The organism is Streptomyces sp. NBC_01176 (assembly GCF_045039825.1).
In the GTDB taxonomy this organism is placed as follows: Bacteria; Actinomycetota; Actinomycetes; order Streptomycetales; family Streptomycetaceae; genus Streptomyces.
Genome location: NZ_CP108600.1, coordinates 2365979 through 2390274 on the forward strand (window position 1 = coordinate 2365979; position 24296 = coordinate 2390274).

Genomic DNA, 24296 nt, shown 5'->3' on the forward strand with positions numbered 1-24296 from the left:
GGACAGGTGATTTACTTGTTCGGACAGGCATCTGCTGGTGCGGCACGTGAGCGCCCTGCCGCGGAGCATTACTCCCCCGGAGGAAGAAACCCATGACCACCGCTTTCGATCCGATCGTCCTGGGCGGCAAGCGCCTGGCGAACCGCCTGGTGATGGCGCCGATGACCCGCAGCCGTGCCTACGGCCCCGGCGCGGAGCCGACCGAGCTGATGGCGACGTACTACGCGCAGCGCGCCGCCGCCGGACTGATCGTCACGGAGGGCATCCAGCCCTCACCGCTCGGCCAGGGCTACCCCGACACCGCCGGACTGCACACGCCCGGGCAGGTGCGGGCGTGGCGGACGGTGACCGACGCCGTGCACCGGGAGGGCGGTGCGATCTTCGCGCAGCTGATGCACACCGGCCGGATCGGGCACCCGAGCCTGCTGCCCGACGGGCTGGTGCCGGTGGGGCCGTCGGCGGTGGCCGCCGAAGGGCGGGTCTACACCCACGAGGGGCCGAAGGAGTTCGTGACGCCGAAGGAGCTGAGCGGGGCGGAGATCCGGCAGACCGTCGCCGACTTCGCCGACGCCGCCCGCAACGCGGTCGAGGCCGGATTCGACGGCGTGGAGCTGCACGGCGCCAACGGTTACCTGATCCACCAGTTCCTCGCACCCAACACCAACCACCGCACCGACGAGTGGGGCGGCACCACCGACGGGCGGATCCGCTTCGCCGTGGAGGTCGTCACCGCCGTGGCCGAGGCGATCGGCAGCGACCGGGTGGGGCTGCGGATCTCACCCGGGAACCAGTTCAACGACATCTCCGAGGACACCCCGGACGAGGTCTATCTCGCCCTGCTGGACCGGCTCGCCGGCCTGGACCTGGCCTACCTGCACCTGCTGGAGGGCCCGCACCACGACCTGACCCCGCGGCTGCGCAAGGTCTGGCCCGGCACGTTCGTCATCAACCCGTTCACCTATCCCGACGTCACCGGCCCCGACGCGCTGGGGCTGATCGAGGACGGGAGCGCGGACATGGTGGCCTACGGGGCGCTGTTCCTGGCCAACCCCGACCTGCCCCGGCGCCTCGCCTCCGGCGGCCCGTTCAACGACCCCGACCAGGCCACCTTCTACGGCGGCGACCACCGCGGCTACACCGACTACCCCACCCTCACCGCCTGAGCTGCGACCGTGCCGAGGCGGCCGCACCGCGCGTCACAGCGCGTGCGATCGCCACTCCTCTCACCTCTCCCTGGGAGTCTCCGATGTCCAAAGCAATCACCTTCTCCGAGTACGGCGCGCCCGATGTGCTGCGGCCGTCCGAGGTCACCCCGCCGGAGCCGGCGCCGGGCCAGGTCCGGATCCGGGTACGGGCCGCCTCCGTGAACCCCCTCGACCTCAAGATCCGGTCGGGCCTGATGGCCGAGGCCTTCCCGGCGCGCTTCCCCGTGATTCCCGGCCTGGACGCGGCCGGTGTCGTCGATGCCGTCGGCGAGGGAGCCGGTGCGGCCGTGGGGGACGAGGTCCTCGGTGCCGCCGTCGGCGGCAGCTACGCCGAGTACGCCCTGCTGGAGCGACCGGTGGCCAGGCCCCGGGCCCTCTCGTGGGAGGTCGCCGCCTCGCTGGTCACGGTCGGCGAGACCGCGTCCCGTGTCCTGCGCCGGCTGGGTCCGCGGGCCGGGCAGACCCTGCTCGTCCACGGCGCCGCGGGCAGTGTGGGCACCCTCGCGGTACAACTGGCCGTCGCCCGCGGGATCGCGGTCGTCGGGACCGTCGCCGAGCACGACGTCGAGCGCCTCACCGCGCTGGGCGCCACCGGGGTCCGTTACGGCGACGGCTGGGCGGACCGGGTGAGGCGCGTGGCCCCCGAGGGGGTCGACTTCGTCCTCGACGCCTCGGGCGCCGGCGTCCTCGCCGACTCCGTCGCCCTGACCGGTGACGGCGCACGCGTGATCACCATCGCCGACCTGTCCGCCGCCGAGCACGGTGTCCGCTTCAGCGCCGGCGGCGCCGACCACGCCGAAGACCCCCTGCCCCAACTGGTGCGGCTGGCCGCGGCCGGCGAACTCGACGTCCCCGTGTGGCGTACGTACCCGCTCGACCAGGCCGTCACCGCCCACCGTGACATCGAGGCCCGCCGCAACAAGGGCAAGGTCGTCCTCCTTCCCTGAACCCCCGTGCCGCCGCCTCGCCTCTTCCGGCCCAGGGACGTCGAAGTCGGCGGCGACAAGACCGTTCATGCCGAACCGGGGGCCCTGGGAAGGAGCCCCCAGGTACGGACGGGTCGGCAGGGGGCGGCGGGGAGGAGGCAACGGTCGGGGTCTCCCGGGCGGGCGCCGGGTTCAAGTTGTCGTACACGCCCGCTCCTCGACTACGGTCGGCGTATGCGCATGGTCACGTCCGGTTCCAGTACGTCCCCGATCCCCCGGGCCGGGGCGGGAGTCGGCCCGCTGCTGCGCGGCTGGCGGGAGCAGCGTCGGGTCAGCCAGCTGGAGCTGGCGCTGCGGGCCGACTCCTCCGCCCGGCACATCAGCTTCATCGAGACGGGGCGGTCCCGTCCCAGCGAGGAGATGGTGCTGCGGCTGGCCGAACACCTCGAAGTGCCGGTGCGCGAACGCAACGCGCTGCTGCTGGCCGCCGGTTACGCCCCGCACTATCCGGAGACCCCGCTCGACGCCCCGGCGATGGACGCGGTGCGCCAGGGCGTCGAGCGGCTGATCCAGGGGTACGAGCCCTACCCGGCGCTGGTCGTCGACGCCACGTACACCGTGCTCGCCGCGAACCGGGGCGTCGCCCTGCTCCTCGACGGCGTCCCCGAGTCGCTGCTCGCGCCGCCGCTGAACGCGATGCGGCTGACCCTGCACCCCCAGGGTCTGGCTCCGCGCATCCGCAACCTGCGGGAGTGGCGTGAGCACCTGCTCGCGCAGATGGAGCGTCAGATCGCCCTGCGCCGCTCCGAGCCGCTGCGCGCGCTGTACGAGGAGGTGGCCGCGTACCCGGTGCCACCCGTGGGTCCGGAGCCGGCCGGCGCGGAGGCCGCCGAGCCGGTTCCGTACTTCGCGCTGCCGATGCGGATCGAACACGACGGCCGGATCCTGTCGTTCGTGTCGTCCATCTCCACCTTCAACACCCCGATGGATGTGACGGTTTCCGAGCTGGCCATCGAGACGTTCCTGCCCGCCGACCCGGCCACGGCCAAATACCTTCAGTCACTTGCGTCTTGACGAATGGTCAACGATCCGTTTGAGTCATTCTCGTCCTGGCGGACCCCATGAAGGCACCGGGGTCGCATGACACACTGCTCGGGGGGTTCGGCGCGTGGGGAGGGCGTGGCGTGAGTGAGCGGCGGGCTGCGCCCACCGTGGGGCAAGTGGTGCTCGGACGGCGGCTGCAGGAGTTGCGGGAGGCCACCGGTCTGCGGCGGGAGGAGGCCGCGCGTGTTCTGCGCGTGGCTCCGGCGACCGTGCGGCGCATGGAGATGGCCGAGGTCGCCCTCAAGATCCCTTACCTCCAGGTGCTGCTGACGACGTACGGGGTGGCCGACGAAGAGGTCGCCGCTTTCGTCGCGCTGGCCGAGGAGGCGAACCGGCCGGGGTGGTGGCAGCGGTTCCACGACGTGCTGCCGGACTGGTTCAGCCTGCATGTCAGTCTGGAGGGCGCCGCCCGGATGATCCGCTCGTACGAGCCGCACTTCGTGCCCGGTCTGCTGCAGACCGAGGAGTACGCGCGGGCCGTGCTGGAGGCCGGGACGGTCGGACAGAGGGGTCCGGAGGCCATCGAGCGGCATGTCACGCTGCGCATGACGCGACAGCAGCTGCTGCTGGGGCGGGAGAACCGGCCCCACCTCTGGGTGATCATGGACGAGACGGCGCTGCGGCGCCCCGTGAGCATCCGCGGTGAGGTGATGCGTCACCAGATTGACCGCCTCCTGAGGGAGTTGGAGAGCGACGACATCTCCCTCCAGGTCGCCGAGTACGCGAGCGGGCCGCATCCGGGGACGTACACGTCCTTCGCCCTGTTCCGCTTCGCGGAGCCGGAGCTGCCGGACATGGTCTACAGCGAGTACCTGACCGGCGCCGTCTATCTCGACTCCCGGCGTGAGGTGGCCACGCATCTGGAGGTCCTGGACCACATGTCGGCCCAGGCCGCCTCCGTCCCCCGCACGAAGGAGATCCTGCGGGAACTGCGCGACTCCTACTGACGGAGCCCCTGTCCGGGAGGAAGTCCCGCGCCCTGCGGCGTCCCGGTCGTCGCTGTCCGCGTGGCCTCCGCGTGCAGCGCGAGGCTGTCCGCCGATGCGCCCGCGGCGCGCAGGGAGTCGGCCATCAGGCCGTCTGCTGGAACGGTTCGGTGTGGTGGAGCCGGTTCTCCTCCTTGGCGACGGCCTGCCTGACGCGCCACAGGCAGACCGCGGCCATCGCGGCCTCGAAGCCCGAGAAGATCACCCACATCGCCGGCAGCATGTCGGCGTCATCCCGGTTGAGCAGCACGAACGCGATGATCGCGGGAACACACAGACACCACATGAGGACGACGCGCGCCAGGAACCCGAAGCGCGCCAGGCCGAGGCACTCCAGGACCGCCGAACCGACCATCGAGAACATGAACGCGAACGAGTAAGTCCACAGCACCCGCGAGGTGGCCACGGCGTGGGCGGTGACGGCCGAGTCGGCTCCGTCGAGACCGAACGGACTCAGCAGCAGGGTCGGGGTGACGATCTGGAAGAGCGCGACCACGGCCACGTACAGGCCCGAAATGCTCAGGGTGACCCGCATGATGTGCGGAATGTTCCGATGGGCTCCGGCGCCGACGGCCTTGCCGCACAGGATGTTGCACCCCATGCCGAGGCCGATCAGGGGAATGACGGCCGCGTAGTTCAGGGCCAGGGCGACGTTGTTGGCGGCCAGCGCCACCGGGCCCAGGACGCCGGCCAGCCACACGAACGCGGTCTGCCCCAGCTCCTCCAGGCTCAGGGAGCCGCCCGCGGGGGCGCCGCGCCGCAGCCGCAGCCACAGCGTCCCGGCGGCCCGGCGGCCGCCCTGGCGGACGAGCCGGCCGAAGCCCGCGGCGTAGCCCTGGGGCAGGTACACGGCGTAGCCGACGAACATCACGGACACCGCGCTCAGCGTGCCGAGCGCGGAGCCCCGCATGCCCAGCTCCGGCAGCCCGAAGCGGCCGAAGACCAGGCCGATCGTCATCACGACGCCGACCATCTGGCCGAGGATGCCGACGACCATCGGCACCCGGGTCCGGCCCATGCCGTTGAAGTAGGAGGACAGCGCCATGTTGAGGGTCATGACCGCGCCGTAGAGCGTCGACAGGCCGAGGAACTGCGCCTCCAGCTCCTGGATGTGCGCGGGCTGCCCGCTGAGCGTGGGCACCCACATCAGCAGCGGGGTGGAGGCGAACAGCAGCGCGCAGAGCAGCAGGGCCAGAACGAAGCCGTTGGCGCCCTCGTCCATCGCCTCGCGCTTCTCCCCGCGGCCGTGGGCCTGCGCCACGTAGGAGCGGGTGATGCCGACCGCCCCCGTGGTCACCATGATCACCGTGGTCGCGGTGAAGACGGCGGGGCCCGACGCGGTGAGAGTGTCCTCCGAGTAGCGGGCCAGGCAGATCCGGTCGACCAGCAACAGGATCAGGTTCCCGATCATGCCGAACATCAGCGGCACCGAGACGCGCACGACCTCGCGCACCGTGTCCAGGTCGAGCAGCCGCGCCCGGGTGGCGCTCATCGGCGGCCACCGCGGCCGGGGTGCCCGCCGCGCCGGGGCGCGGCGGGCGGACGGGCGCCGGTCACAGGGCCACTCCGGATTCCACCAGCAGTTCCTGCACGCTCTTGAGCAGAGCGTCGCGGTCGGACAGGTCGAAGGGCAGCACGTCGCCGACGTCCAGCATCACGCCGAGCCGCTCCTCCAGGCCGACCCGAAATCACATCTCGTCGGGCGCGCCGATGATCTGCCGCGAGTTCCTTGTAATCCGCGTTTTCCTCGTGGATACCGAAGTGCGCGCCAAGGCCCCATCGGTCATATCCCTGGCGCGCGATATTCAAAATGTTTTCGGGCACAGCAGAAGTCCCCCGTTGCACATGAGCCGTTCGGGGGAGACGATACCGACCGCCGAGATCGACCGGCGCATTCCCGAGACACTGAACTAGGCCGCCCCGCCCCTCGCCTCCCTGTCGTCGTCCACGATCTCGGCGTCCACCACGCCGTCCTCCTCGGCCGGGGCGTGCTCGTCGGCCGGTTCGTCCCGGGGGGTCTGCGCCGCCTGCGCGTACATCGCCTGGCCCATCCGCTGGCTCACGGAGGCCAGGTTCTCGACGCCGGCCCGCAGGGCGGTCGTGTCGTCGGCGGAGTCCACCAGAAGCCGTTTGAGGTCGGCGATCGCGGACTCGACCTCCGGCCCGGTGTCGGACGGTATGCGCTCGTCGTTCTCGCGGAGGAACTTCTCGGTCTGGTAGACGAGTTGCTCGGCCTGGTTGCGGGTCTCGGCGGCCTCGCGGCGCACCCGGTCCTCGTCGGCGTACTGCTCGGCCTCGCGCATCATCCGGTCGATGGCGTCCTTGGGCAGTGCGGAGCCGCCGGTGACGGTCATCTTCTGCTCGCGCCCGGTGGCCAGGTCCTTCGCGGAGACGTGCATGATCCCGTTGGCGTCGATGTCGAAGGCGACCTCGATCTGCGGCACCCCGCGCGGCGAGGGCGGCAGCCCGGTCAGGTCGAAGACACCGAGCTTCTTGTTGTACGCGGCGATGTCCCGCTCACCCTGGTAGACCTGGATGCCGACCGACGGCTGGTTGTCGGCCGCCGTCGTGAAGATCTCCGAACGGCGCGTCGGGATCGTCGTGTTGCGCTCGATGAGCCTGGTCATGATGCCGCCCTTGGTCTCGATGCCGAGGGAGAGCGGGGTGACGTCGAGCAGCAGGACGTCCTTGACGTCGCCCCGGATGACGCCCGCCTGGAGAGCCGCTCCGAGCGCCACCACCTCGTCCGGGTTGACGCCCTTGTGCGGGTCCTTGCCGGTGAGTTCGCGGACCAGGTCCGTCACCGCGGGCATCCGGGTCGAGCCGCCGACCAGGACGACGTGGTCGATCGCGGCGAGTTGCACACCCGCGTCCTTGACCGCCCGGTGGAAGGGCGTCTTGCAGCGGTCGAGCAGATCGGCGGTGAGCTCCTGGAACTGAGCACGTGTCAGTTTTTCCTCCAGGTGCAGCGGCCCTTCGGCGGAGGCGGTGATGTAGGGCAGGTTGACGGTGGTCTCCGAGGAGCTGGAGAGCTCGATCTTGGCCTTCTCGGCGCCCTCGCGCAGGCGTTGCAGCGCCATCTTGTCGCGGCCCAGATCGATGCCGTGGGAGCTCTTGAAGCGCTGGGCGAGGTGTTCGACGATCCGCTGGTCCCAGTCGTCCCCGCCGAGCCTGGTGTCGCCGTTGGTGGCCTTGACCTCGATGACGCCGTCGCCGATCTCCAGGAGCGAGACGTCGAAGGTGCCGCCGCCCAGGTCGAAGACGAGGACGGTCTGTTCCTCGCCCCGGTCGAGCCCGTAGGCGAGGGCGGCGGCCGTCGGTTCGTTGATGATCCGCAGGACCCTCAGGCCCGCGATCTCGCCGGCCTCCTTGGTGGCCTGGCGCTGGGCGTCGTCGAAGTAGGCGGGCACGGTGATCACGGCGTCCGAGACGTCCTCGCCGAGATACGCCTCCGCGTCCCGCTTCAGCTTCTGCAGCACGCGCGCCGACAGTTCCTGGGCACGGTAGCGGGTGCCGTCGACGGAGCCGTGCTCCGGGAAGCGCCAGTCCGCGTCGCCCATGTACCGCTTGACCGAGCGGGCGGTGCGCTCCACGTTCGTCACGGCCTGCCGCTTGGCGACCTCGCCGACGAGCACTTCGCCGTTCTTGGCGAAGGCCACCACGGAGGGTGTGGTGCGCGCGCCCTCCGCGTTGGTGACGACGGTGGCGTCGCCTCCTTCGAGGACGGCCACCACCGAGTTCGTCGTACCGAGGTCGATCCCGACCGCACGTGCCATGTCCGTCCCCTTCCGCCGGGGTGCTGCCCGGCCTCCAGCACAAAACTTGAGTGCCGTCTTGTCAATGGGGCGTGCTTCTCCGGCGGGTCCGGACACAGCGGTGCCGCGGCCCCCGCGGGACCGCGGCACCGTGGCGTACGGGGTGTCAGGCCAGCTTGGCGGTCAGGGTGATCGTCGTACCCGTCAGGGCCGCGCTGACCGGGCAGTTCTTCTTGGCGTCCTCGGCCGCGGCCACGAAGCCGTCGTTGTCGAGGCCCGGTACCGTGCCCTCGACGGTGAGGTGGATGCCGGTGATGCCCTCACCGGGCTGGAACGTGACGTCGGCGTTGGTGATCAGCTTGGTGGGCGGGGTGCCCGCGCCCGCGAGGGCGTGCGACAGCGCCATGGAGAAGCAGCTGGAGTGGGCGGCGGCGATCAGCTCCTCGGGGCTGGTCTTTCCGTTGGCGTCCTGCGCCCGCGACGCCCACGTCACCGGCTGCTCGCCGATGCCGGAGGAGTCGAAGGTGACGACGCCGCTGCCCTCGAGCAGGTTGCCTTCCCACACGGTGTGCGCGGTGCGCGTGGTTGCCACGATGATTCCCTTCGATGGGGCGGTGGGTCCCGTGTTCCGGGACCGTACGCACCATCCGATCACACCCGCACGCCGCTCACCCAGAATGACAGCTCACCGCACGCGGAAGACCGGCCCGCGCGCCGTGAACGGGAGCCGCGCGCCGTCCGGGATCAGATACGCGTGCTCGCGCCGCACTCGCAGCACGTCGCACCAGCCGTCCGTGATGACCAGCACGGGCGCCCCGGGCGGGAAGTCGTCGGCGCGGTGCAGCAGGTCGATGCCGGGCTGCAGCACGGTACCGCCGCGGCCGTGCACCCGCACCCGTCCGGCGATCTCGGTGACCGGCAGATAGCCCGCGTCGTGCGGCGCGGCGTCGCAGAACACGACGCGCGCGGCGGGTACGTCACGCGCCTCGGCGTACGAGGCGATCGCGCCCAGCGCCTTGCCGAGCAGCGTGCGGTCCATGGATCCGGAGGTGTCGAGGACGACACCGAAGGTGCAGCGGGCGATCTCCTCGGGCGGGAAGTACCGTCCGGCGCGGGGGATGTCGGGGGTCGAGGCCTGCCGCCGCGCCGGCCGCGCGTACGTCCGTACGGGCTCGGGGCGCGGCACGAACTCGTCGAACCAGCGGGCAAGTCGGGCGTCCCAGGGCAGCGGCGGATGGCTGAGCGCGCGGATCTCCTCCACGAGACCACCCGGCAGGAAGCCACGCTCCTGGTGCTGGTGCAGGTCGAGGCCCCGGGCCAGCCCGCGGCGGTACAGCTCGTCGAGGTCGACGTAGTCGCGCGGCGAGCCGATCGGGCCGCCGAGGATGTCGGCGGAGCCCCTGCCGCGCAGGGTGGACAGTCGGCGCATCCGGCGCAGGTCGTTCGCGATCCGGTCGTAGACCTCCTCCGCCGACAGGTCCGTCAACTGCGCGTCGTACAGCAGCCCGTCGGGCATCGTGCCGACCTGCATCGCGGACAGCCAGCCGTTGACGACGTAGTCGCAGGCGACGTTGAAGAGGTACGGGTCGCGGGTGCCGCACCGGTCGCCGTGGCGCAGGGCCGCGTGCAGCATCTCGTGGGCGAGGACGAACCGCCATTCCTCGTCGTCGAGTTCACGCAGCGGGTTGATGTAGATCTCGCCCGCCTCGGCGTCGACCGCGGCGACAGAGATGTCGTGGGCGCGCGCGAGTTCGGCGTCGGCGACCAGGGTGATGCCGGCCGCGATGCCGCCGAGCAGCGGGTAGGAGGAGATGAACCAGCTCAGCGCCCGCTCCCAGGGCTGCAGCCGGGTGGGTCCGCCGCGCATCGAGGAACGACGGCCGCCCGCCACGTCCATCGCCGTGGCCACGGTGCGGGTCAGGGCGTGCGCGAAGGCGAGCTGCCAGTCCGGCGCGGTGCCGCCCTTCCAGGTGTCCCAGGGCACCAGCAGCTGGTCCGGGTCGGAGCCGGCCGTACCGCAGCGGTCGTACGCGGCCGGGATCCCGTCGCGGCGCCAGCGGGCGGCGAGCTGCTCCTCGTCGCCGCCGGGGTACGACGGCGGCAGGTCCTCGGGGGTGCTGCCGACCGGGAAGCCGAGCAGGAAGCGGTTGACCACGGCGCAGCGGGCGGCGAGGTCGTGGCGGTCGGGCTGCTCGCGCGGGCCCGTCGCCGCGGGGACGTGGCCGAAGCCGAGGTGGATGACGCCGTGCGCGACCGCCCAGGCCCACTCGGCGGGTTCGGCCCGGCGGGTGGGGTGGACGTGCAGCACGCCGTCGGAGTCGACACGGACGAGGCCCTCGCGGGGCGACGCGGCGCAGTCCTCCTGGCGGCAGGTGCTGAACCCGATGGCGGCGAGCGCGCGGTTGGCCCGGACCAGGCGCATGCCCTCCGCGAACGCCTCCGCCGCCAGGTCCTTCTTGGGCCGGTCCCGGCCGCGCCCGCGGCTCACCGGCGGGCCTCCACCAGCCGGGGCATGTCCCGGGCGGCCTCGACCAGGAACCACGCGGGCAGTACGGGATTGCCGTCGGTGTCCGGGGAGATGACGCTCTGCGCCACCTCCACGGAGATCTCGGCGAGCTGCACGAGCAGCGACTTGGCGCGGAACGCGGTCTGCTGTGCGGCCGCCGAGAGGTGGTCCTTGCTCGCGGGCAGCTCCTTGACCAGACGTCCGCGGAAGGACTCGGCGAGGTAGTAGAGCAGGTCGCGGTCCTCCGGGCGGTGCGGCCAGCGGGCGTCGCCCTTGAGGACGGCCTCGATGCCGAACCGGCTGCGCACGATCTTGACGTAGCCGCTGAAGGCGACCGCGTGCGCGGGTGTCAGCGTGCCGTGCGCGATCACGGCCAGGGTGGTCTCGTCGAGGGCGGGACCGAAGGAGTGCAGCGCGTCGGAGAGCATGTGCCAGGAGCGGGGCGTGGAGAAGGGCTCCTCCGTCTTGGGCGGCTTGGACCACAGGTGGTCGGGACGGTCGGTGAGGTGGTCCAGGACCCAGGGGTGGATGCCGTTGCCCGCGGCCCAGACCAGCCAGTCCTTCGGCGAGGCCTCCAGGTGCACATGGGCGAGGCGGTTGACGAGCGCGGAGGCGATCGGGCGGGCCAGCGCGTTGTCGGTCGCGCGGTTGCCCGCCCCGATGACGATCGACCCGGCGGGCAGTTCGTAAGTGCCGATGCGGCGGTCCAGGATCAGCGAGTAGAAGGCCTTCTGGACGTCGGGTGTCGCCGCGTTCAGCTCGTCCAGGAACAGGCAGTAGGGCTCGTCGCGGGCGATCGCCTCCGGCGGGCAGAAGACGGACCGTCCGTCACGGATCTGCGGGACACCGATGAGGTCCTCCGGGGCGAGCTGGGTGCCGAGCAGGCTCACGCACTCCAGTCCCAGCGATTCGGCGAACTCCCGCACCAGCGAGGACTTTCCGATGCCGGGCGCGCCCCAGATGAAGACGGGCCGCACGGTGGCGAGACCGAGCAGCAGCTCCGGCAGGCGGGCGGGGGTGACGGTGACGGCTGCGTGCACGCACGGACTCCTGGGAGGTGTGGGAGTGGAGCGCGCGACCGCGCGGTGTCCGGAACGACCAGTGTGTGCGCACGAGTCCTTTCACCGCAGCCCATTTTCAGGCGGCGCGCTCGCTCTCGGCCGCCGGCAGCGGCACCTGGGGTCCGTCGCACTCGCGCAGCCAGCCGCGCAGCACGCGGTGCACCCGCTCCGCGCCCACCAGGCCGGCGCCGTCGTCGACCGGCTCGGACAGGTCGAGCGGCGACATCAGGAAGGGATGCCCCTGGGCGCCGCCGAGTCCGCCGTGCGAGCCGATCTGCTCCTCGAAGGCGAGCACCTCGCCCTCCTCGGGGTCGTACCAGGAGTTGACCATGATGTCGGCCGTGTGCGGGAACGTGTGGGTGCGGCGTACGGCGTCGGCGGCGCCGGGGCCGAAGTCGGCGAGCGGGCCCGGGTGTTCGTCGTCGAGCGTGTCGACGGGCGCCTCCGCGCCGTGCGCGCCGAGCACCAGCCCGCCGTGCTCCTCGCTGCGCACCAGCAGGAAGCCGACGCCTGGGTGGTTGGCGAGCGTGGACAGCAGCGCGGGGTGGCGGCGGTCGATCTCCTCGCGGCTCATCCGGTGCGCTACGTCCGGGAAGGACACGAGGCCGAGGTTTCCGGAGGCCAGTACGACGGGCTCGGAGCGGCGCGAGGGGCGGTGGCGCTCGCCGCCCTCCTCGACGGGTCGGCGCAGCGCGGCCCGGACCGCCGCCCGTGCCTCGGCGCCGCTGTGCGTACCCCGTGCCCGGCGCGGCACGGGCAGCCCGCAGCCGGCCCGGACCAGATTGCCGAGGCTGAGGCCGTAGCGGGTCAGGAAGGTCTCGCCGGGGCTCTGCCCGTGGTCCGACAGCACGACGATCCGGTAGGGCCGGGGGGCGTGTTCGGCGACCTTCTCGATCAGCGCGAGCGAGCGGTCGAGGCGCTGAAGGACCTTCTCCGTGTCCCGGCCGCGCGGCCCGGAGTGGTGCGCCACCTCGTCGTACGCCACCAGGTCCGCGTAGACCGCGTTGCGCCCGGCGAGCATGTCGCCGATCACCGCGGCGACGACGACGTCCCGTTCGACGACGGTCGCGAAGGCGCGGACGAAGGGGTACAGGCCGCCGCGCCCGACCCGCGGGCGCCGCTTCTGCAACCGGGCGCGGGTGGACTGGCCCATCTCGCGGAGCACCTCGGCGACGAAGGACAGCGCCGTACGGACGGCGTTGGCGGGGTCGGAGAAGTACGCGAAGTAGCCCGAGCGGGAACGGTTGTCCCGCCCTCTGCGCGCGGCCATGGACAGCACGAGGGCCAGTTCGTCCGCACCGCCGCTGAAGAGGTTGCCGCGGCTGGCTCCGTCGACCGTGAGCAGTCCCCCGTCGCCGGTGTACCCGATGGCCCGGCGCTGGAGTTCGGCGGCGCTGCTGGGCCGGTTGCAGACCATGACCTCGTGGCTCTCCTTCTCGTACCACCTGAAGGCCGGTATGTCGTGATTGCTGCCGTGCAGGATGCCGAGCTGGCTGGCGCCGGTCTGGCTCGACCAGTCGGTGCGCCAGGGGGTGAGCCGGTGGGTGGTGCCGAGCCACCGCGCGAGGGCCGGCATGAGTCCCTTGCGCGTCGCCTCCTCCAGCACGTCGTGGCCCACGCCGTCGAGCTGGACGAAGACGATGCCGGGGGTCGACGTCCCGAGGTGGCCGCCGGAGCGGCTCCGGCGGCGGGCCGCGAGCCGGTAGAGCCTGCGCCGGTAGGCGTCGTCGTCCCGGACGGCGAGCGCGCCCCCCGTGGCGGAGGCGACCGCGGACATCACGGCGGCGACGACCACGGCGGTCTCCGGCGCGGCCTCACCCTGTCCTGAGGGGTTGATGCGCAGGGCGAGCAGCAGCAGCGATCCGTTGAGGAAGAAGACGAGCAGACCGAGTATCAGCGCGGGCACGAGCAGCAGGGCCCGCACGAGCAGCGGCCACACCAGCGACGACAGCAGACCGAAGACACCCGCGCCGGCCGCCGCCGTGACGGCGATGCGGGTGGCGCTGTCCCCGTTGTCGGACTGCAGCTGGAAGTCGGGCAGCGCGCCGGCCAGCACCAGCATCGTGACCGTGGACACCGCCCACACCGCGATGCTCCGCCAGACCCCGCTGAGGACCCGTCGCCACTGTCCGCCACCCACGCCCTGTCCCACCTCACGTCCCGGGCCCGCCCGGTCCGCGAGGCCTGCTCCCACCCTGTCACAACGGGCGGACACGGCCGGATGTGCCCGTCCCCAGGATCGCGGTCCCGTCACGAGCGCCGGTCAGCGACCGTCGTACGCCGGTCAGCGGCCGTCGTACCCCGCGGTCGGCATCGACAGCCGGCGGTGGACCCGGGCCTTCATCTGGGCGTCGTACGCGGGTTCCGCGCTGCCCACCGTCTCGATCCGGACGCCCCGCCGGGCGCACTCGGCGGTGAACTCGTCGACGGAGGCGAGGGCGCGCTCCAGGACACGGTGGCTCGGTGCGACGAACAGGTCGACGAGGCCCGCCTCGACATCGGTCCACAGGGTGCGGTGGTCGGGCCGCAGTCCCCGGACGAGAAGCTCCCGGGTGACGACGTAGCCGCGCTCGGCGGCCCAGCGGGCGCACATCGCGTGCTGGCTGCGGGAGTCGACGAGGAAGGGGTCCGCTTCGAGCTCCTCCAGGGGCGTCAGGCTCGCGATGGCCGTGACGCGCACCGTGGTCGGCACGGCGGAGGCACTGCGCGCGTTTCCCATGGCGTCCCCCTCACCTCCGGGTTTCGCCGCCGACCCTACTCCTGCCCGTAGGCTCGGGGGGAGTCGCGCGAAGGAGGCAAAGAGGTGCCGGTGGAGATCACCTGGTGGGGGCACGCCACCTGCACGCTGGAGGACTCCGGTACACGCGTCCTCACGGATCCGCTCTTCGCGCGCCGGCTCGCGCATCTGCGGCGCAGGCGCGGGGCGCCGCCCCCTCCCGAGGCGGCGGCCGCGGAGGTGGCGCTGGTCTCGCATCTGCACGCCGACCATCTGCACGTGCCCTCGCTGCGGCGGCTCGCGCCGGGCACGCTGTTGCTGGTCCCCGAAGGGGCGAGCCGCGCCGTGCCCGCGCTGCGCGGACTGGACCATCTGCGGCTCACCGAAGTGGCGCCCGGGGATCGGATCCAGGTCGGTGACCTGGTGATACGTACCGTGTCGGCGCGGCACGACGGGCGACGGCTGCCGGTCGGACCGCACCGCTCGCCCGCGCTGGGTTTCGTGGTCGAGGGCGAGGCGCGGACGTATTTCGCCGGGGACACCGGGCTGTTCGACTCGATGGCAGAGGAGGTCGGACCGGTCGATGTGGCGCTGCTGCCGGTCGGCGGCTGGGGGCCCTTCCTCGGGGAGGGGCATCTGGACGCGGGGCGGGCGGCGCAGGCGCTGGCCCGTCTGATGCCGCGCAGCGCTGTGCCGGTGCACTACGGCACCTTCTGGCCGATCGGCATGGACGGTGTGCGCCCCCATGAATTCCATGCGCCGGGTGAGGAGTTCGTGCGCCTGGCCGCCGAGTCCGCGCCCGAGGTGGCGGTGCACCGGCTCGACCACGGCCAGAGCGTGCGGCCGGAGGTCGCGCGGTGATATCGCTGTCCGCCGCGGGCACCACCCCGATGCTGTTCCTGTCCGCGAGGAACAGCGCCGCGGCGGTGTTCCTGGCCGCCACGGGCGCGGCCGTCACACCGGAGACCACACAGCAGGCGATCGGCTATCCGTCGCTGTTCCTGCTGGTGCTGATCGGCGCGCTGGTGCCGGTGGTGCCGACGGGCGCGCTGGTGAGTTCGGCGGCCGTGGTGGCCTTCCACCAGACGACGCCGTTCGCGCTGCTGCTGGTGTTCGCGGTGGCCTCCCTCGCCGCGTTCCTCGGTGACGTGGCGCTGTACTGGCTCGGCCGGCGCGGCATGAGGTCCAGGAACGGTTCGCGCTGGCTGGAGGCGATCCGGGTCCGCGCCCCCGAGGAACGTCTCGCCCAGGCCCAGGAGAAGCTGAGCGACCACGGCGCCACCGTCCTCGTGCTGTCCCGGCTGGTCCCGGCCGGCCGCATACCGGTGATGCTGGCCTGCCTGCTGGCGAAGATGCCGCTGCGCGCCTTCGCCCGCGGCGACATACCCGCGTGCCTGGCCTGGGCGGCCACCTACCAGGTCATCGGCATACTCGGCGGATCCCTCTTCGACGAACCGTGGGAGGGAGTGGTGGCGGCGGTCGTCCTGACGGTGGCTCTCAGCCTGGCGCCGGGTCTGTGGCGGCGGGTGCGCGGGACGGAGCCGCGCGAGCGCCCCGGCAGGGGTACGGAGAACCCCGCGGGCGATCCGGGCAACGGCTGACGGCCCGCACCCGAGCACTCCTTCCTCGCCGTCGCCCTCGTCCGGGCACCGTCGCCCCCTGCTCTCACCTCGCCGCCCTCACCCGAGTACTCGGGAACCCCCCACCGGCAGATCCCACAGGTCCGCCCGCTCGAGTCCCGCCCGCTCCCAGGCCGCCCGCACCCTGGTCAGAGGCTCCAGCACCGGCTCCGCCGAGAGCACGAACGTCCCCCAGTGCATGGGCGCCATCCGGCGGGCGCCGAGGTCGGCGGCGGCCCTGACGGCCTCCTCCGGATCGCAGTGGACGTCGCTGAGCCACCACCGGGGCTCGTACGCGCCGATGGGCAGCAGCGCGAGGTCGATGCCCGGATACCGCCTGCCGATGTGCTCGAACCAGTGGCCGTACCCCGTGTCCCCCGCGAAGTACACCCGTTGTCCCCCGGGCTCCGTCAGGACCCAACCACCCCACAGGGTCCGGCAGGTGTCGGTGAGCCCACGCTTGGACCAGTGGTGGGCGGGGACGAAGTCGAAGCGCACACCGCCGAGTTCGGCCGCCTCCCACCAGTCCAGCTCGGTGACACGGGTGAACCGGCGGCGCCGGAACCAGCGTCCGAGTCCGGCCGGCACGAACACCGGTGTGTGGCGCGGGAGACGGCTCAGGGTCGGGGCGTCCAGATGGTCGTAGTGGTTGTGGCTGATGACGACCGCGTCGACGCGCGGCAGCGCGCTCCAGGCCACGCCGACGGGGGTGATCCGGGCCGGGGTGCCGAGGATCCTGCGGGACCAGACCGGGTCGGTGAGGACGGTGAGCCCACCTATGCGGATCACCCAACTCGCGTGCCCCGCCCAGGAGACGGCGACGGTGCGCGTGCCCACCCGGGGCAGCGGTCCCGGTTCGAAGGGCAGTGAGGGGATGTCGGCGAGCCCCTCGGGCCGGGGGCGCAGCGCGCCCTCCCGGGCGAACCGGGCGAAGGCCCGCAGCCCCGGCAGCGGCGCGGTCAGCCGGTCGACGAACGACCTCGGCCAGACACGCCGCTCGCCGAGCGGTCGGGGCTCGGCGAGCGGGACGGCGGGGCGGAGCGGCCGGACGGGTGGGCCGGCGGGAAGGTGCGCTGCCGGGGTTTCGGGAGGGAGCGCCGGTGGGGCGGCGGGCGAGGAACGCGCCGCCGGAGCCGGGGTGGGCGCCGGCTCGTCGGTGTCGGGTGCGCTGGTGTCGGTGCTCGTGGTCGACTGGGACTGCTGCGTCATCGAAGAGGCTCCCATCGCTGAGCGTCGTCGCGGAGATCGTCGAAGGCCGACCCCAAGAGGGTCAACGCACGTTGCACATGTGGCAGTTCCAACGGCGAGGGTGAACTGAGGCATTGCGCCCGCTCCTCGTCGCTCGTGCCGAACAGCGGTCCGGTCCCGAGCCGCACCCGCAGCGCTCCGATGTCGTCCCCGAAGCGGTGGCCGCCGGGCGCGGGCATGCCGAGCCGGGCGGTGAGGAAGTCCTCCAGTTCCTGCGCGTCGCCGACGCCGTGCGCGGTGAGCGCGGCGCGCAGCGGGCCGAGGTCCACGTACAGGTGTCTGCCGGCCCGCGGTGGCCGTGCGAGGGCACCCGCGGCGGTCACCGCGCGGTGCACGGCGTCGGCCGCGCAGGCGTGCAGACGTACGGCCGCCGTGAGTCTTTTGGTGACCGCGTCCGGCTCGTCGAGCGCGTACGAGGCCGCGACGGCGACCGGCCGGGCGACGCGGGCGCCGAGCACGGTGAGCACGTCGAGGACGCGGGCGCGCAGCCGGACGCCCGCGTCGGTGAGCGGGAAGCGGGCCACGGCGGCGGGCCAGCCCTGCGGCAGGTAGGCCCCGGAGAGGTCCGCGATGACGGTGACCTCTTCGGGGAGCATCTCGGCGGGGCTGAGCAGCACGGTGTCCTGCGGCCTGTGCAGGGTGTCGCGCCAGGTCTCGTCGCTGACCACGTGCAGTCCCTCGGCCACCGCGGCCTCGACGGTCTCGTGGACCACCTCGGGCGGCGCGACGGTGGCCGTGGGGTCGTCGGCGACGGAGAGGACGAGCAGCCGTGGATCGCCGCCCTCGGCACGGACCCTGCGGACCGTCTCCAGCAGCGCGTACGGGTCCGGCAGACCCCCGCACTCGGCGGGCGTCGCCACATGGAACACGGATCGGCCCAACAGCCGTGCCTGCGGCGCCCACCAGGCGGCGCACGGCCTCGGCAACAGGACGTCACCGCCGAGCGCGCCGGTCAGGGCGAGGAGCAGCGCGGGGGCGCCGGGGGCGGCGGCCACCCGATCGCGTGCGGCGGCCAGGCCGCGCCGGTTCCAGTAGCCGCGGGCGGCGTCGAGGAGCTCCGGGCCGCCTCCGGGGGGCTCCGCCTCGGTGTGGTCCGCGGCGGCGGCGAGGACGGCGCGCAGTTCCGGCAGCACCGGTAGGCCCTGATCGGGGAGCGGCGGGCCGTAGCGGACCGGACCGTGCCCTTCCGGAACCGTCCGCCGCATCCGTGCCTCCGCGCAGTCCGTGATGCCGTGCCCTGTCTCCGCCGCCCCTGTCGTACGGTCCGCCGTGCGTGATCCGCTCCGGTGACTCCGTACCCACGCTTCGGTGCCGCCATGGGCGGCCGCCGGGTTGCGCCCGTCACATCGTCAGCGGCGGGCGGAGAGGCGCTCGCGGCACAGTCGGTGGGCGGCCGCGCCCAGGGCGCCCGCGATGAGCAGTGCTCCGGCGATCAGGGCCGGAACGGACTCGGTGAAGGCGCCGCCCTCACCGGCCTCCACGCCGTGCTGGGCGCCCGTGGGTCGGTCCGCCGTGTCGCCCTCACCGTCGCGACCGGCCTCCTGCGGGGTGTCGCGCCCCGCGCCGTTCGGGGAGTTCGGAGCGCTGTCGTGAGGGGCCGTCTGGGAGGTACCGGGGGCGTTGTCGCGTCCCCCGCCACCAGGAACGTCCTGGCCGCCTTCACGAGCGGTACCCGGCGGAACGTCCTGACCGCCCTCGCGTGCGGTACCCGCGGGTACGTCCTGACCGCCCTCGCGAGGGGTGTCCGCGGGTACGTCCTGGTCGTCCCCGGGTGCCGCGTCCTGAGGGGCGACCGGGGCGGTGTCGCGTGCCGTTCCCGGAGGGACACCCTGGACGCCCTCACCGGCCGCGCTCTCGGGAAGGACCGGGGCGCTGTCGCGTGCGACGCCCGGAGGTACGTCCTGGACACTCTCGCCCGCGGCGCTCCCAGGGACGACCGGGACGTCGCCCGGAGCCTGCGGGGGAACGGCCGACGCACCCTCACCGGCCGCGTCCCCGCGAACGACCGGAGCGGTGTCCCGAGCCGTCCCCGCGGAAACACCCTGCGGCACCCCTTCACCGACAGCGGCGCTTCCAGGAGTACCCGGCACCTCGCCCGGAGCCTGCCGGGGAACGGCCGACGCACCCTCACCGGCCGCGTCCCCGCGAACGACCGGGGCAGTATCCCGAGCCGTCCCCGCGGAAACACCCTGCGGAGCAACCTCACCGACGGCGCTCCCAGCGGTGCCCGGGACGTCGCGCGGAGATTCCCGGGGAGTGACCGGGGCTTCACGCGGGACCTCCGGAGAAGCCACCGGGGCCTTACGCGCCCCACGTCCCGCTTCCGGAGAACTCACCGTGGCCTTACGCCGGACCTCCGGAGAAGCCGCCGGGGCCTCATGCCGGACCTCCGGAGAAGCCACCGGGGCCTCACGCCGCGCCCCCGGAGAAGCCGCCGGGGTCTCATGCCGGACCTCCGGAGAACTCACCGTGGCCTTACGCCGGACCTCCGGAGAAGCCCCCGGGGCCTCATGTCGGACCTCCGGAGAAGCCACCGGGGCCTCACGTCCCGCTTCCGGAGAACTCACCGTGGCCTTACGCCGGACCTCCCGAGAAGGGCCGTGCGCGGTGTCGGGGGCGTCGCGGGCCACGCTGTACGAGGCCTTCCACGGTCTCGCGTGGCCGCCCGGCGCGACGGGACACACACCCTCGACGGCCCGCTCGCCGACCCCGCGTTCGGCGCCGGGACGCGCCGCGTGGCCCGCGGCGCCGGAACCGCCGCGCGACGAAGCACCGGACGGAACGCGGACCGTGCCGCGGTAGACGACGGCCTTCGCGTCCGCGCCGCCGCTCACCCGGCGCAGCCGGACCTCCCTCCCCTCGAAGCCGTTGGTGCGGGCGTCGACGAACTCGGGTGGTGCACCGGCCGTCGCGTCGCAGGAGACGGAGACGGTGACCCGCTCTCCGGGTCTCACGGAGCGCGGCACGACCTGGGCGGCCGGATCCGCGAACGCGGCCGAGGCGGTCGCGCCCAGCGCGGTACAGGCCAGGGCGGTGGCGGACAGCACACGGGCGGTACGGCGCATCGGCTGGGCTCCTTCGGAAGGACTCCGTCTGAAGGGGCACGGCCGTCGTGCTCCCCGAGCCCATCACAGCCCGCCCGGCCCCGGGGCGCGCGCGGCCGGGCACCATTCGCGGGACGGGGGCACCCGAGCGGGTGACAGCGGCGAAGCGTCCGTCAGTTCGAGAGGAAGTACCTCTCCCGCTCAAGACCGCGACCACGCCTGTCCACGACGGCCGAGGCCACGTCGGCCAGTCTGCGCCGGCTCCCCTGTGAGATGCGGCGCAGTACGTGACGCACCCTGACGACCCGTCTGCCGGGCACGGGGGAATCCGTGTGCCGGGCCGTACCCACCCGCGCCTCCACGCGGCCCGTCCGGACGGGCCGCGCCCGGCGCACCGGCTAGGCCGCGTCGCGCAGGACCTGGTTCCGCAGCCGCGCACAGCAACGGCTGATCAGCCGGGAGACGTGCATCTGCGAGATGCCGAGCTGCTCGGCGATGCTGCTCTGGGTCATGTCGCCGAAGAACCGCATGTAGAGGATGGTGCGTTCGCGCTCGGGCAGAGCCCGCAGCCGGGGCTTGACGGCCTCGCGGTCGATCACGACGTCGAGGGCGGGGTCGGCCGAGCCGAGGGCGTCGCTGAGGGAGTACCCGTCGTCACTGCCCCGGAGCTCGGCGTCGAGGGAGAGCGCGCTGAAGCTCTCCAGTGCCTCCAGACCGGCCTGGACGTCCTCCTCGCTCATCCGGGCGTGCGCGGCGATCTCGGCGACGGTGGGCCCGTGGCCCGAGACGGTCCCCGACAGTTCCTGCTGGGCGAACCGCACACGGTTGCGCAGGTCCTGGACACGTCGCGGCACATGGACGGTCCACATGTGGTCGCGGAAGTGGCGCTTGATCTCACCGGTCACGGTCGGCACGGCGTAGCTCTCGAAGGCGTTCCCGAGTTCGGGGTCGTACCGGTCGACGGCCTTGACCAGGCCGAGCGCCGCCACCTGCCGCAGATCCTCCAGGTTCTCGCCACGGTTGCGGAAACGGCCCGCGAGCCGGTCGGCCATGGGCAGCCAGGCCTCGACGATCTCCTCACGGAGGGCGTCGCGCGCTCGCCCCGCGGGGAGCGCGGCAAGCCTGCGGAACGCCTCCGTGGTGTCGGGGGCGTCGTCGTGCGGGTGGCGTTTCGCGCTCACTTGGTTTCCCATAGTGCGTCGCAACTCCCTTGTAAGTGCCTTGGGTTGGACGGTCACCGTGGGAGCGCGGGGTGCGCCGGACAGGCACACCCGTGGCGAGAACCTGACGGCTCCCACGGACGTGCCTCCTGTCCGAAGCACTGAAATTCCGCCTGCCCCTGCGCAGTCGGGACAAACCCCTGACACGCCAAGCGGGTTGGCACTCGCCCGTCGGGCATGGACCGCGGTCTCGGGGGTACTGCTGATGCACCCGCGTCCCCGGCGGCCGCGAACCCACGGCCCTGGCCGATCCGTGCGGGACGCGCGGTCGGCCGCGCGGGTGGTCGGTCTCGGGGACCTCGCGGTGTCCGGGATCCCCGGCTCGGCGCTCGCCGGCGTCAGCCGTGTCGACCGCGTGGGGTGGCCGGACTCGGCGCCGGTGTCAGCGACGGCGCCGGAGCGGCGGGGGTCCGGTCGCGGGTGCGAGGGGAGCGACCGGGCCCCCGCCATGGAAGCGGAGCGACCGCGTGCCGGTCGGTGGCAGGGCCGGTCGTGTCGGGCGAGGCCGGACGCGGCCGTGGGGGCGTGGTCGAAGACGGCGGTCCCCGGCGCGGCAGGACGCGGCCGCGACCGGTGGGGAGGAGGGACGCGTCAGGCGCATCGGTTCCGGCCGCACCGCCGCCCGGCTCAGCCGGGAACCCGGCGTCGCCCGGCACGTCGGCCATTCCGACGCCACCGGAGCCTTCAGACGGCTCCTCCGAAGACCCGGTCCCGGGCCCCGTCGCGTGTCCGGCCCGGGGCGACCGGACGGCGCGGGTGGCGGCGCAGGTACTCGCCCTCCAGCTGGGCCATGCGCACGTTGTGGGTCCGCAGCGCGTCGTTCGAGCCGTGGAGCAGCGTGTCGTGGCGTGTCCGGTGGATCGTCTCCAGCTCTCTCATCAGCTGCTGGTCGTCCAGCCGGTCCGGGTCGACTCCGGTCATGGTGGTACCCCGCTCGTCGTGTCCTGCGGCGTGGTCCGGGTGCCCGCCGGGCACACACTCCCGCGAGCGGCACCCGGGCGACGTCCGGGAGGGAACCATGGATCTCGCCGTCCTCCCTCCACTCTACGAACATCCGGGGAACCGGGCATTCCACGGGCGCCCCCGGGCCGGACGGACAGCCCTCAGCGGGCGCGCTCCACGCGTCGCTCGTCCCAGACCGGCTCCGCCGTCTCCCGGATCCGGCCGTCGGAGCCGAAGACCAGGTAGCGGTCGAAGGAGCGGGCGAACCAGCGGTCGTGGGTGACCGCGAGGACCGTCCCCTCGTAGGCCTCCAGGCCCTCCTGGAGTGCCTCCGCCGACTCCAGGTCGAGGTTGTCGGTCGGCTCGTCCAGCAGCAGGGCGGTGGAGCCCTCCAGCTCCAGCAGAAGGATCTGGAAGCGGGCCTGCTGGCCGCCGGAGAGCTTCTCGAACCGCTGCTCGGCCTGGGCGGTCAGCTCGTAGCGGCGCAGCCGGGACATCGCGGCGCCGCGGTCCTGGGAGTGCTCGCTCCACAGGATGTCCAGGAGCGTGCGGCCCTCCAGTTCGGGGTGAGCGTGCGTCTGCGCGAAGTGCCCCGGGACGACCCGCGCGCCGAGCTTCCAGGCGCCGGTGTGCGCGACGGTGTCCCCGGCGAGCAGGCGCAGGAAGTGCGACTTCCCGGAGCCGTTGGAACCGAGTACGGCGACGCGCTCGCCGTAGAAGACCTCCAGGTCGAAGGGGTTCATCAGGCCGGTGAGCTCGAGCCCCTGGCAGGTGATCGCCCGCACACCGGTCCGTCCGCCGTGCAGCCGCATCCGGATGTCCTGCTCGCGCGGCGGCTCCGGCGGCGGGCCGGCCTCCTCGAACTTCCTCAGCCGGGTCTGCGCGGCCTGGTAGCGGGACGCCAACTCATGGCTGATGGACGCCGCCTGACGCAGGTTCAGCACCAGCTTCTTCAGCTGGGCGTGCTTCTCGTCCCAGCGCCTGCGCAGTTCCTCGAAGCGGGCGAAGCGCTCCTGGCGGGCCTCGTGGTACGTCGCGAAGCCGCCGCCGTGCACCCAGGCGTCGGCACCGGTCGGGCTGGGCTCGACGCTGACGATCTTCTCGGCGGCGCGCGCCAGCAGCTCCCGGTCGTGGGAGACGAACAGAACGGTCTTGCGGGTCTCCTTGAGCCGCTCCTCCAGCCAGCGCTTTCCCGGTACGTCGAGATAGTTGTCCGGCTCGTCGAGGAGCAGAACCTCGTCGGTGCCGCGCAGCAGCGCTTCGAGCACCAGCCGCTTCTGCTCACCGCCGGACAGCGTCCGCACCGGACGCCACTGCGCCTTCTCGTACGGGACGCCCAGCGCGGCCGTGGTGCACATGTCCCAGAGCGTCTCGGACTCGTAGCCACGCACCTCGGCCCAGTCGGACAGAGCCTGCGCGTATCGGAGCTGGGAGGCCTCGTCGTCGACGGTCATGAGGTCGTGCTCGGCGGCGTCGACGGCCTTCGCGGCCTGCCGGATGCGGGGCGGTGCCACGGACACGAGCAGGTCCCGTACGGTCGTCTCGTCCCGTACCGAGCCGACGAACTGGCGCATCACACCGAGGCCGCCACCGACGGTGACGGTCCCGCCGTGCGGCTTCAGCTCCCCCGAGATCAGCCGCAGCAGCGTGGTCTTGCCCGCTCCGTTGGGCCCGACCAGGGCGACGACGGCCCCTTCCCCCACCCGAAACGACACGTCGCCGAGCAGCGCCCTCCCGTCGGGAAGGTAGTACTCAAGATGTGCGGCTTCGAGGTGTCCCATGGTGAGGCATTCTCCGTGGAGGCGGGGCCGCCCGGCAAACCCATATCCGAAGGGTGGGCCACCGCACAGGTCCAGTACACCCGTACACCCGCCGAAGCCCGGATCCGCACCCCCGGCCCCGCACGGGGGTACCCCACGCCTCCCGGTCTCCGTGGCCCGGCCGGGGCGGCGGGGGCGGTGCGG

The 24296-nt window shown here is 72.8% G+C and carries 19 protein-coding genes; 6 read left to right on the top strand and 13 right to left on the bottom strand.

Annotation, left to right across the window (positions count from 1 at the left end; all coding sequences use genetic code 11):
- Positions 1-92 precede the first annotated feature (92 nt).
- From OG199_RS09985 to OG199_RS10000, 4 genes are all read left to right on the top strand, one after another.
- Positions 93-1163 (top strand): alkene reductase, encoded by a 1071-nt coding sequence (locus OG199_RS09985; RefSeq protein WP_405829130.1) that lies wholly within the window; start codon positions 93-95, stop codon positions 1161-1163.
- An 83-nt stretch (positions 1164-1246) separates the two neighbouring features.
- The gene (locus tag OG199_RS09990) at positions 1247-2152 is read left to right on the top strand and encodes an NADP-dependent oxidoreductase (RefSeq protein ID WP_405829132.1); all 906 of its coding nucleotides are present in this window, start codon (positions 1247-1249) and stop codon (positions 2150-2152) included.
- A 213-nt stretch (positions 2153-2365) separates the two neighbouring features.
- Positions 2366-3205, top strand: coding sequence for a helix-turn-helix domain-containing protein (locus OG199_RS09995; protein ID WP_401805919.1), 840 nt, complete (start codon positions 2366-2368; stop codon positions 3203-3205).
- Positions 3206-3315: 110 nt separating this feature from the next.
- Positions 3316-4182, top strand: coding sequence for a helix-turn-helix transcriptional regulator (locus tag OG199_RS10000; protein WP_266703448.1), 867 nt, complete (start codon positions 3316-3318; stop codon positions 4180-4182).
- Between the two features lie 124 nt (positions 4183-4306).
- On the opposite strand, the gene OG199_RS10005 is transcribed toward OG199_RS10000, so the two are convergent.
- The 7 genes from OG199_RS10005 to OG199_RS10035 form a co-directional block, all read right to left on the bottom strand.
- Complete coding sequence (locus tag OG199_RS10005; protein ID WP_405829134.1) at positions 4307-5713, bottom strand: MATE family efflux transporter; 1407 nt, start codon at positions 5711-5713, stop codon at positions 4307-4309.
- A gap of 418 nt (positions 5714-6131) precedes the next feature.
- A complete protein-coding gene (gene dnaK, locus OG199_RS10010; protein WP_405829136.1) occupies positions 6132-7997 on the bottom strand; it encodes a molecular chaperone DnaK in 1866 nt (621 codons plus the stop codon).
- Between the two features lie 145 nt (positions 7998-8142).
- Positions 8143-8568, bottom strand: a complete 426-nt coding sequence (locus OG199_RS10015; RefSeq protein ID WP_329320403.1) for an OsmC family protein — start codon at positions 8566-8568, stop codon at positions 8143-8145.
- A 93-nt stretch (positions 8569-8661) separates the two neighbouring features.
- Positions 8662-10398, bottom strand: coding sequence for a DUF2201 family putative metallopeptidase (locus OG199_RS10020; protein WP_405834493.1), 1737 nt, complete (start codon positions 10396-10398; stop codon positions 8662-8664).
- A gap of 62 nt (positions 10399-10460) precedes the next feature.
- Positions 10461-11522, bottom strand: coding sequence for an ATP-binding protein (locus OG199_RS10025; protein ID WP_402180373.1), 1062 nt, complete (start codon positions 11520-11522; stop codon positions 10461-10463).
- A gap of 97 nt (positions 11523-11619) precedes the next feature.
- Complete coding sequence (locus OG199_RS10030; protein ID WP_405829139.1) at positions 11620-13683, bottom strand: alkaline phosphatase family protein; 2064 nt, start codon at positions 13681-13683, stop codon at positions 11620-11622.
- Between the two features lie 144 nt (positions 13684-13827).
- Positions 13828-14262, bottom strand: a complete 435-nt coding sequence (locus OG199_RS10035; RefSeq protein ID WP_356802602.1) for a hypothetical protein — start codon at positions 14260-14262, stop codon at positions 13828-13830.
- 84 nt (positions 14263-14346) lie between these two features.
- Here OG199_RS10035 and OG199_RS10040 point away from each other — a divergent pair, with 84 nt between their 5' ends.
- Entirely contained in the window at positions 14347-15120 is a 774-nt protein-coding gene (locus tag OG199_RS10040) for an MBL fold metallo-hydrolase (RefSeq protein WP_401805882.1), read from the top strand.
- Positions 15121-15149: 29 nt separating this feature from the next.
- Positions 15150-15860: a VTT domain-containing protein gene (locus tag OG199_RS10045; protein WP_356802640.1), complete on the top strand. Its 711-nt coding sequence runs from the start codon at positions 15150-15152 to the stop codon at positions 15858-15860.
- A gap of 78 nt (positions 15861-15938) precedes the next feature.
- Here OG199_RS10045 and OG199_RS10050 read toward each other — a convergent pair whose 3' ends face one another.
- The 6 genes from OG199_RS10050 to OG199_RS10075 form a co-directional block, all read right to left on the bottom strand.
- Positions 15939-17087: an MBL fold metallo-hydrolase gene (locus tag OG199_RS10050; protein ID WP_356802598.1), complete on the bottom strand. Its 1149-nt coding sequence runs from the start codon at positions 17085-17087 to the stop codon at positions 15939-15941.
- Complete coding sequence (locus OG199_RS10055; RefSeq protein ID WP_405829142.1) at positions 17084-18331, bottom strand: aminotransferase class I/II-fold pyridoxal phosphate-dependent enzyme; 1248 nt, start codon at positions 18329-18331, stop codon at positions 17084-17086. Before OG199_RS10055 ends, OG199_RS10050 begins: the two co-directional genes overlap by 4 nt.
- A 144-nt stretch (positions 18332-18475) precedes the next feature.
- Positions 18476-19177, bottom strand: coding sequence for a hypothetical protein (locus OG199_RS10060; RefSeq protein WP_405829144.1), 702 nt, complete (start codon positions 19175-19177; stop codon positions 18476-18478).
- 1391 nt (positions 19178-20568) lie between these two features.
- On the bottom strand, positions 20569-21363 hold the full coding sequence (locus tag OG199_RS10065) for an RNA polymerase sigma factor SigF (RefSeq protein ID WP_356809957.1): 795 nt from the start codon (positions 21361-21363) through the stop codon (positions 20569-20571).
- Positions 21364-22074: 711 nt separating this feature from the next.
- Positions 22075-22311, bottom strand: a complete 237-nt coding sequence (locus OG199_RS10070) for a DUF6158 family protein (RefSeq protein WP_168530938.1) — start codon at positions 22309-22311, stop codon at positions 22075-22077.
- Between the two features lie 182 nt (positions 22312-22493).
- On the bottom strand, positions 22494-24113 hold the full coding sequence (locus OG199_RS10075) for an ATP-binding cassette domain-containing protein (protein ID WP_356809464.1): 1620 nt from the start codon (positions 24111-24113) through the stop codon (positions 22494-22496).
- Between the last annotated feature and the right edge of the window lie 183 nt (positions 24114-24296).

What these genes read in the sequence shown, in the direction of transcription:
- OG199_RS10070 (WP_168530938.1), bottom strand. Translation starts at nt 22,311, where the DNA reads ATGACCGGAGTCGACCCGGACCGGCTGGACGACCAGCAGCTGATGAGA.
- OG199_RS09995 (WP_401805919.1), top strand. Translation starts at nt 2,366, where the DNA reads ATGCGCATGGTCACGTCCGGTTCCAGTACGTCCCCGATCCCCCGGGCC.
- OG199_RS10050 (WP_356802598.1), bottom strand. Translation starts at nt 17,087, where the DNA reads ATGACGCAGCAGTCCCAGTCGACCACGAGCACCGACACCAGCGCACCC.
- OG199_RS10075 (WP_356809464.1), bottom strand. Translation starts at nt 24,113, where the DNA reads ATGGGACACCTCGAAGCCGCACATCTTGAGTACTACCTTCCCGACGGG.
- OG199_RS09990 (WP_405829132.1), top strand. Translation starts at nt 1,247, where the DNA reads ATGTCCAAAGCAATCACCTTCTCCGAGTACGGCGCGCCCGATGTGCTG.
- OG199_RS10035 (WP_356802602.1), bottom strand. Translation starts at nt 14,262, where the DNA reads ATGGGAAACGCGCGCAGTGCCTCCGCCGTGCCGACCACGGTGCGCGTC.
- OG199_RS10065 (WP_356809957.1), bottom strand. Translation starts at nt 21,363, where the DNA reads ATGGGAAACCAAGTGAGCGCGAAACGCCACCCGCACGACGACGCCCCC.
- dnaK (WP_405829136.1), bottom strand. Translation starts at nt 7,997, where the DNA reads ATGGCACGTGCGGTCGGGATCGACCTCGGTACGACGAACTCGGTGGTG.
- OG199_RS10045 (WP_356802640.1), top strand. Translation starts at nt 15,150, where the DNA reads ATGCTGTTCCTGTCCGCGAGGAACAGCGCCGCGGCGGTGTTCCTGGCC.
- OG199_RS10055 (WP_405829142.1), bottom strand. Translation starts at nt 18,331, where the DNA reads ATGCGGCGGACGGTTCCGGAAGGGCACGGTCCGGTCCGCTACGGCCCG.
- OG199_RS09985 (WP_405829130.1), top strand. Translation starts at nt 93, where the DNA reads ATGACCACCGCTTTCGATCCGATCGTCCTGGGCGGCAAGCGCCTGGCG.
- OG199_RS10005 (WP_405829134.1), bottom strand. Translation starts at nt 5,713, where the DNA reads ATGAGCGCCACCCGGGCGCGGCTGCTCGACCTGGACACGGTGCGCGAG.
- OG199_RS10020 (WP_405834493.1), bottom strand. Translation starts at nt 10,398, where the DNA reads ATGCGCCTGGTCCGGGCCAACCGCGCGCTCGCCGCCATCGGGTTCAGC.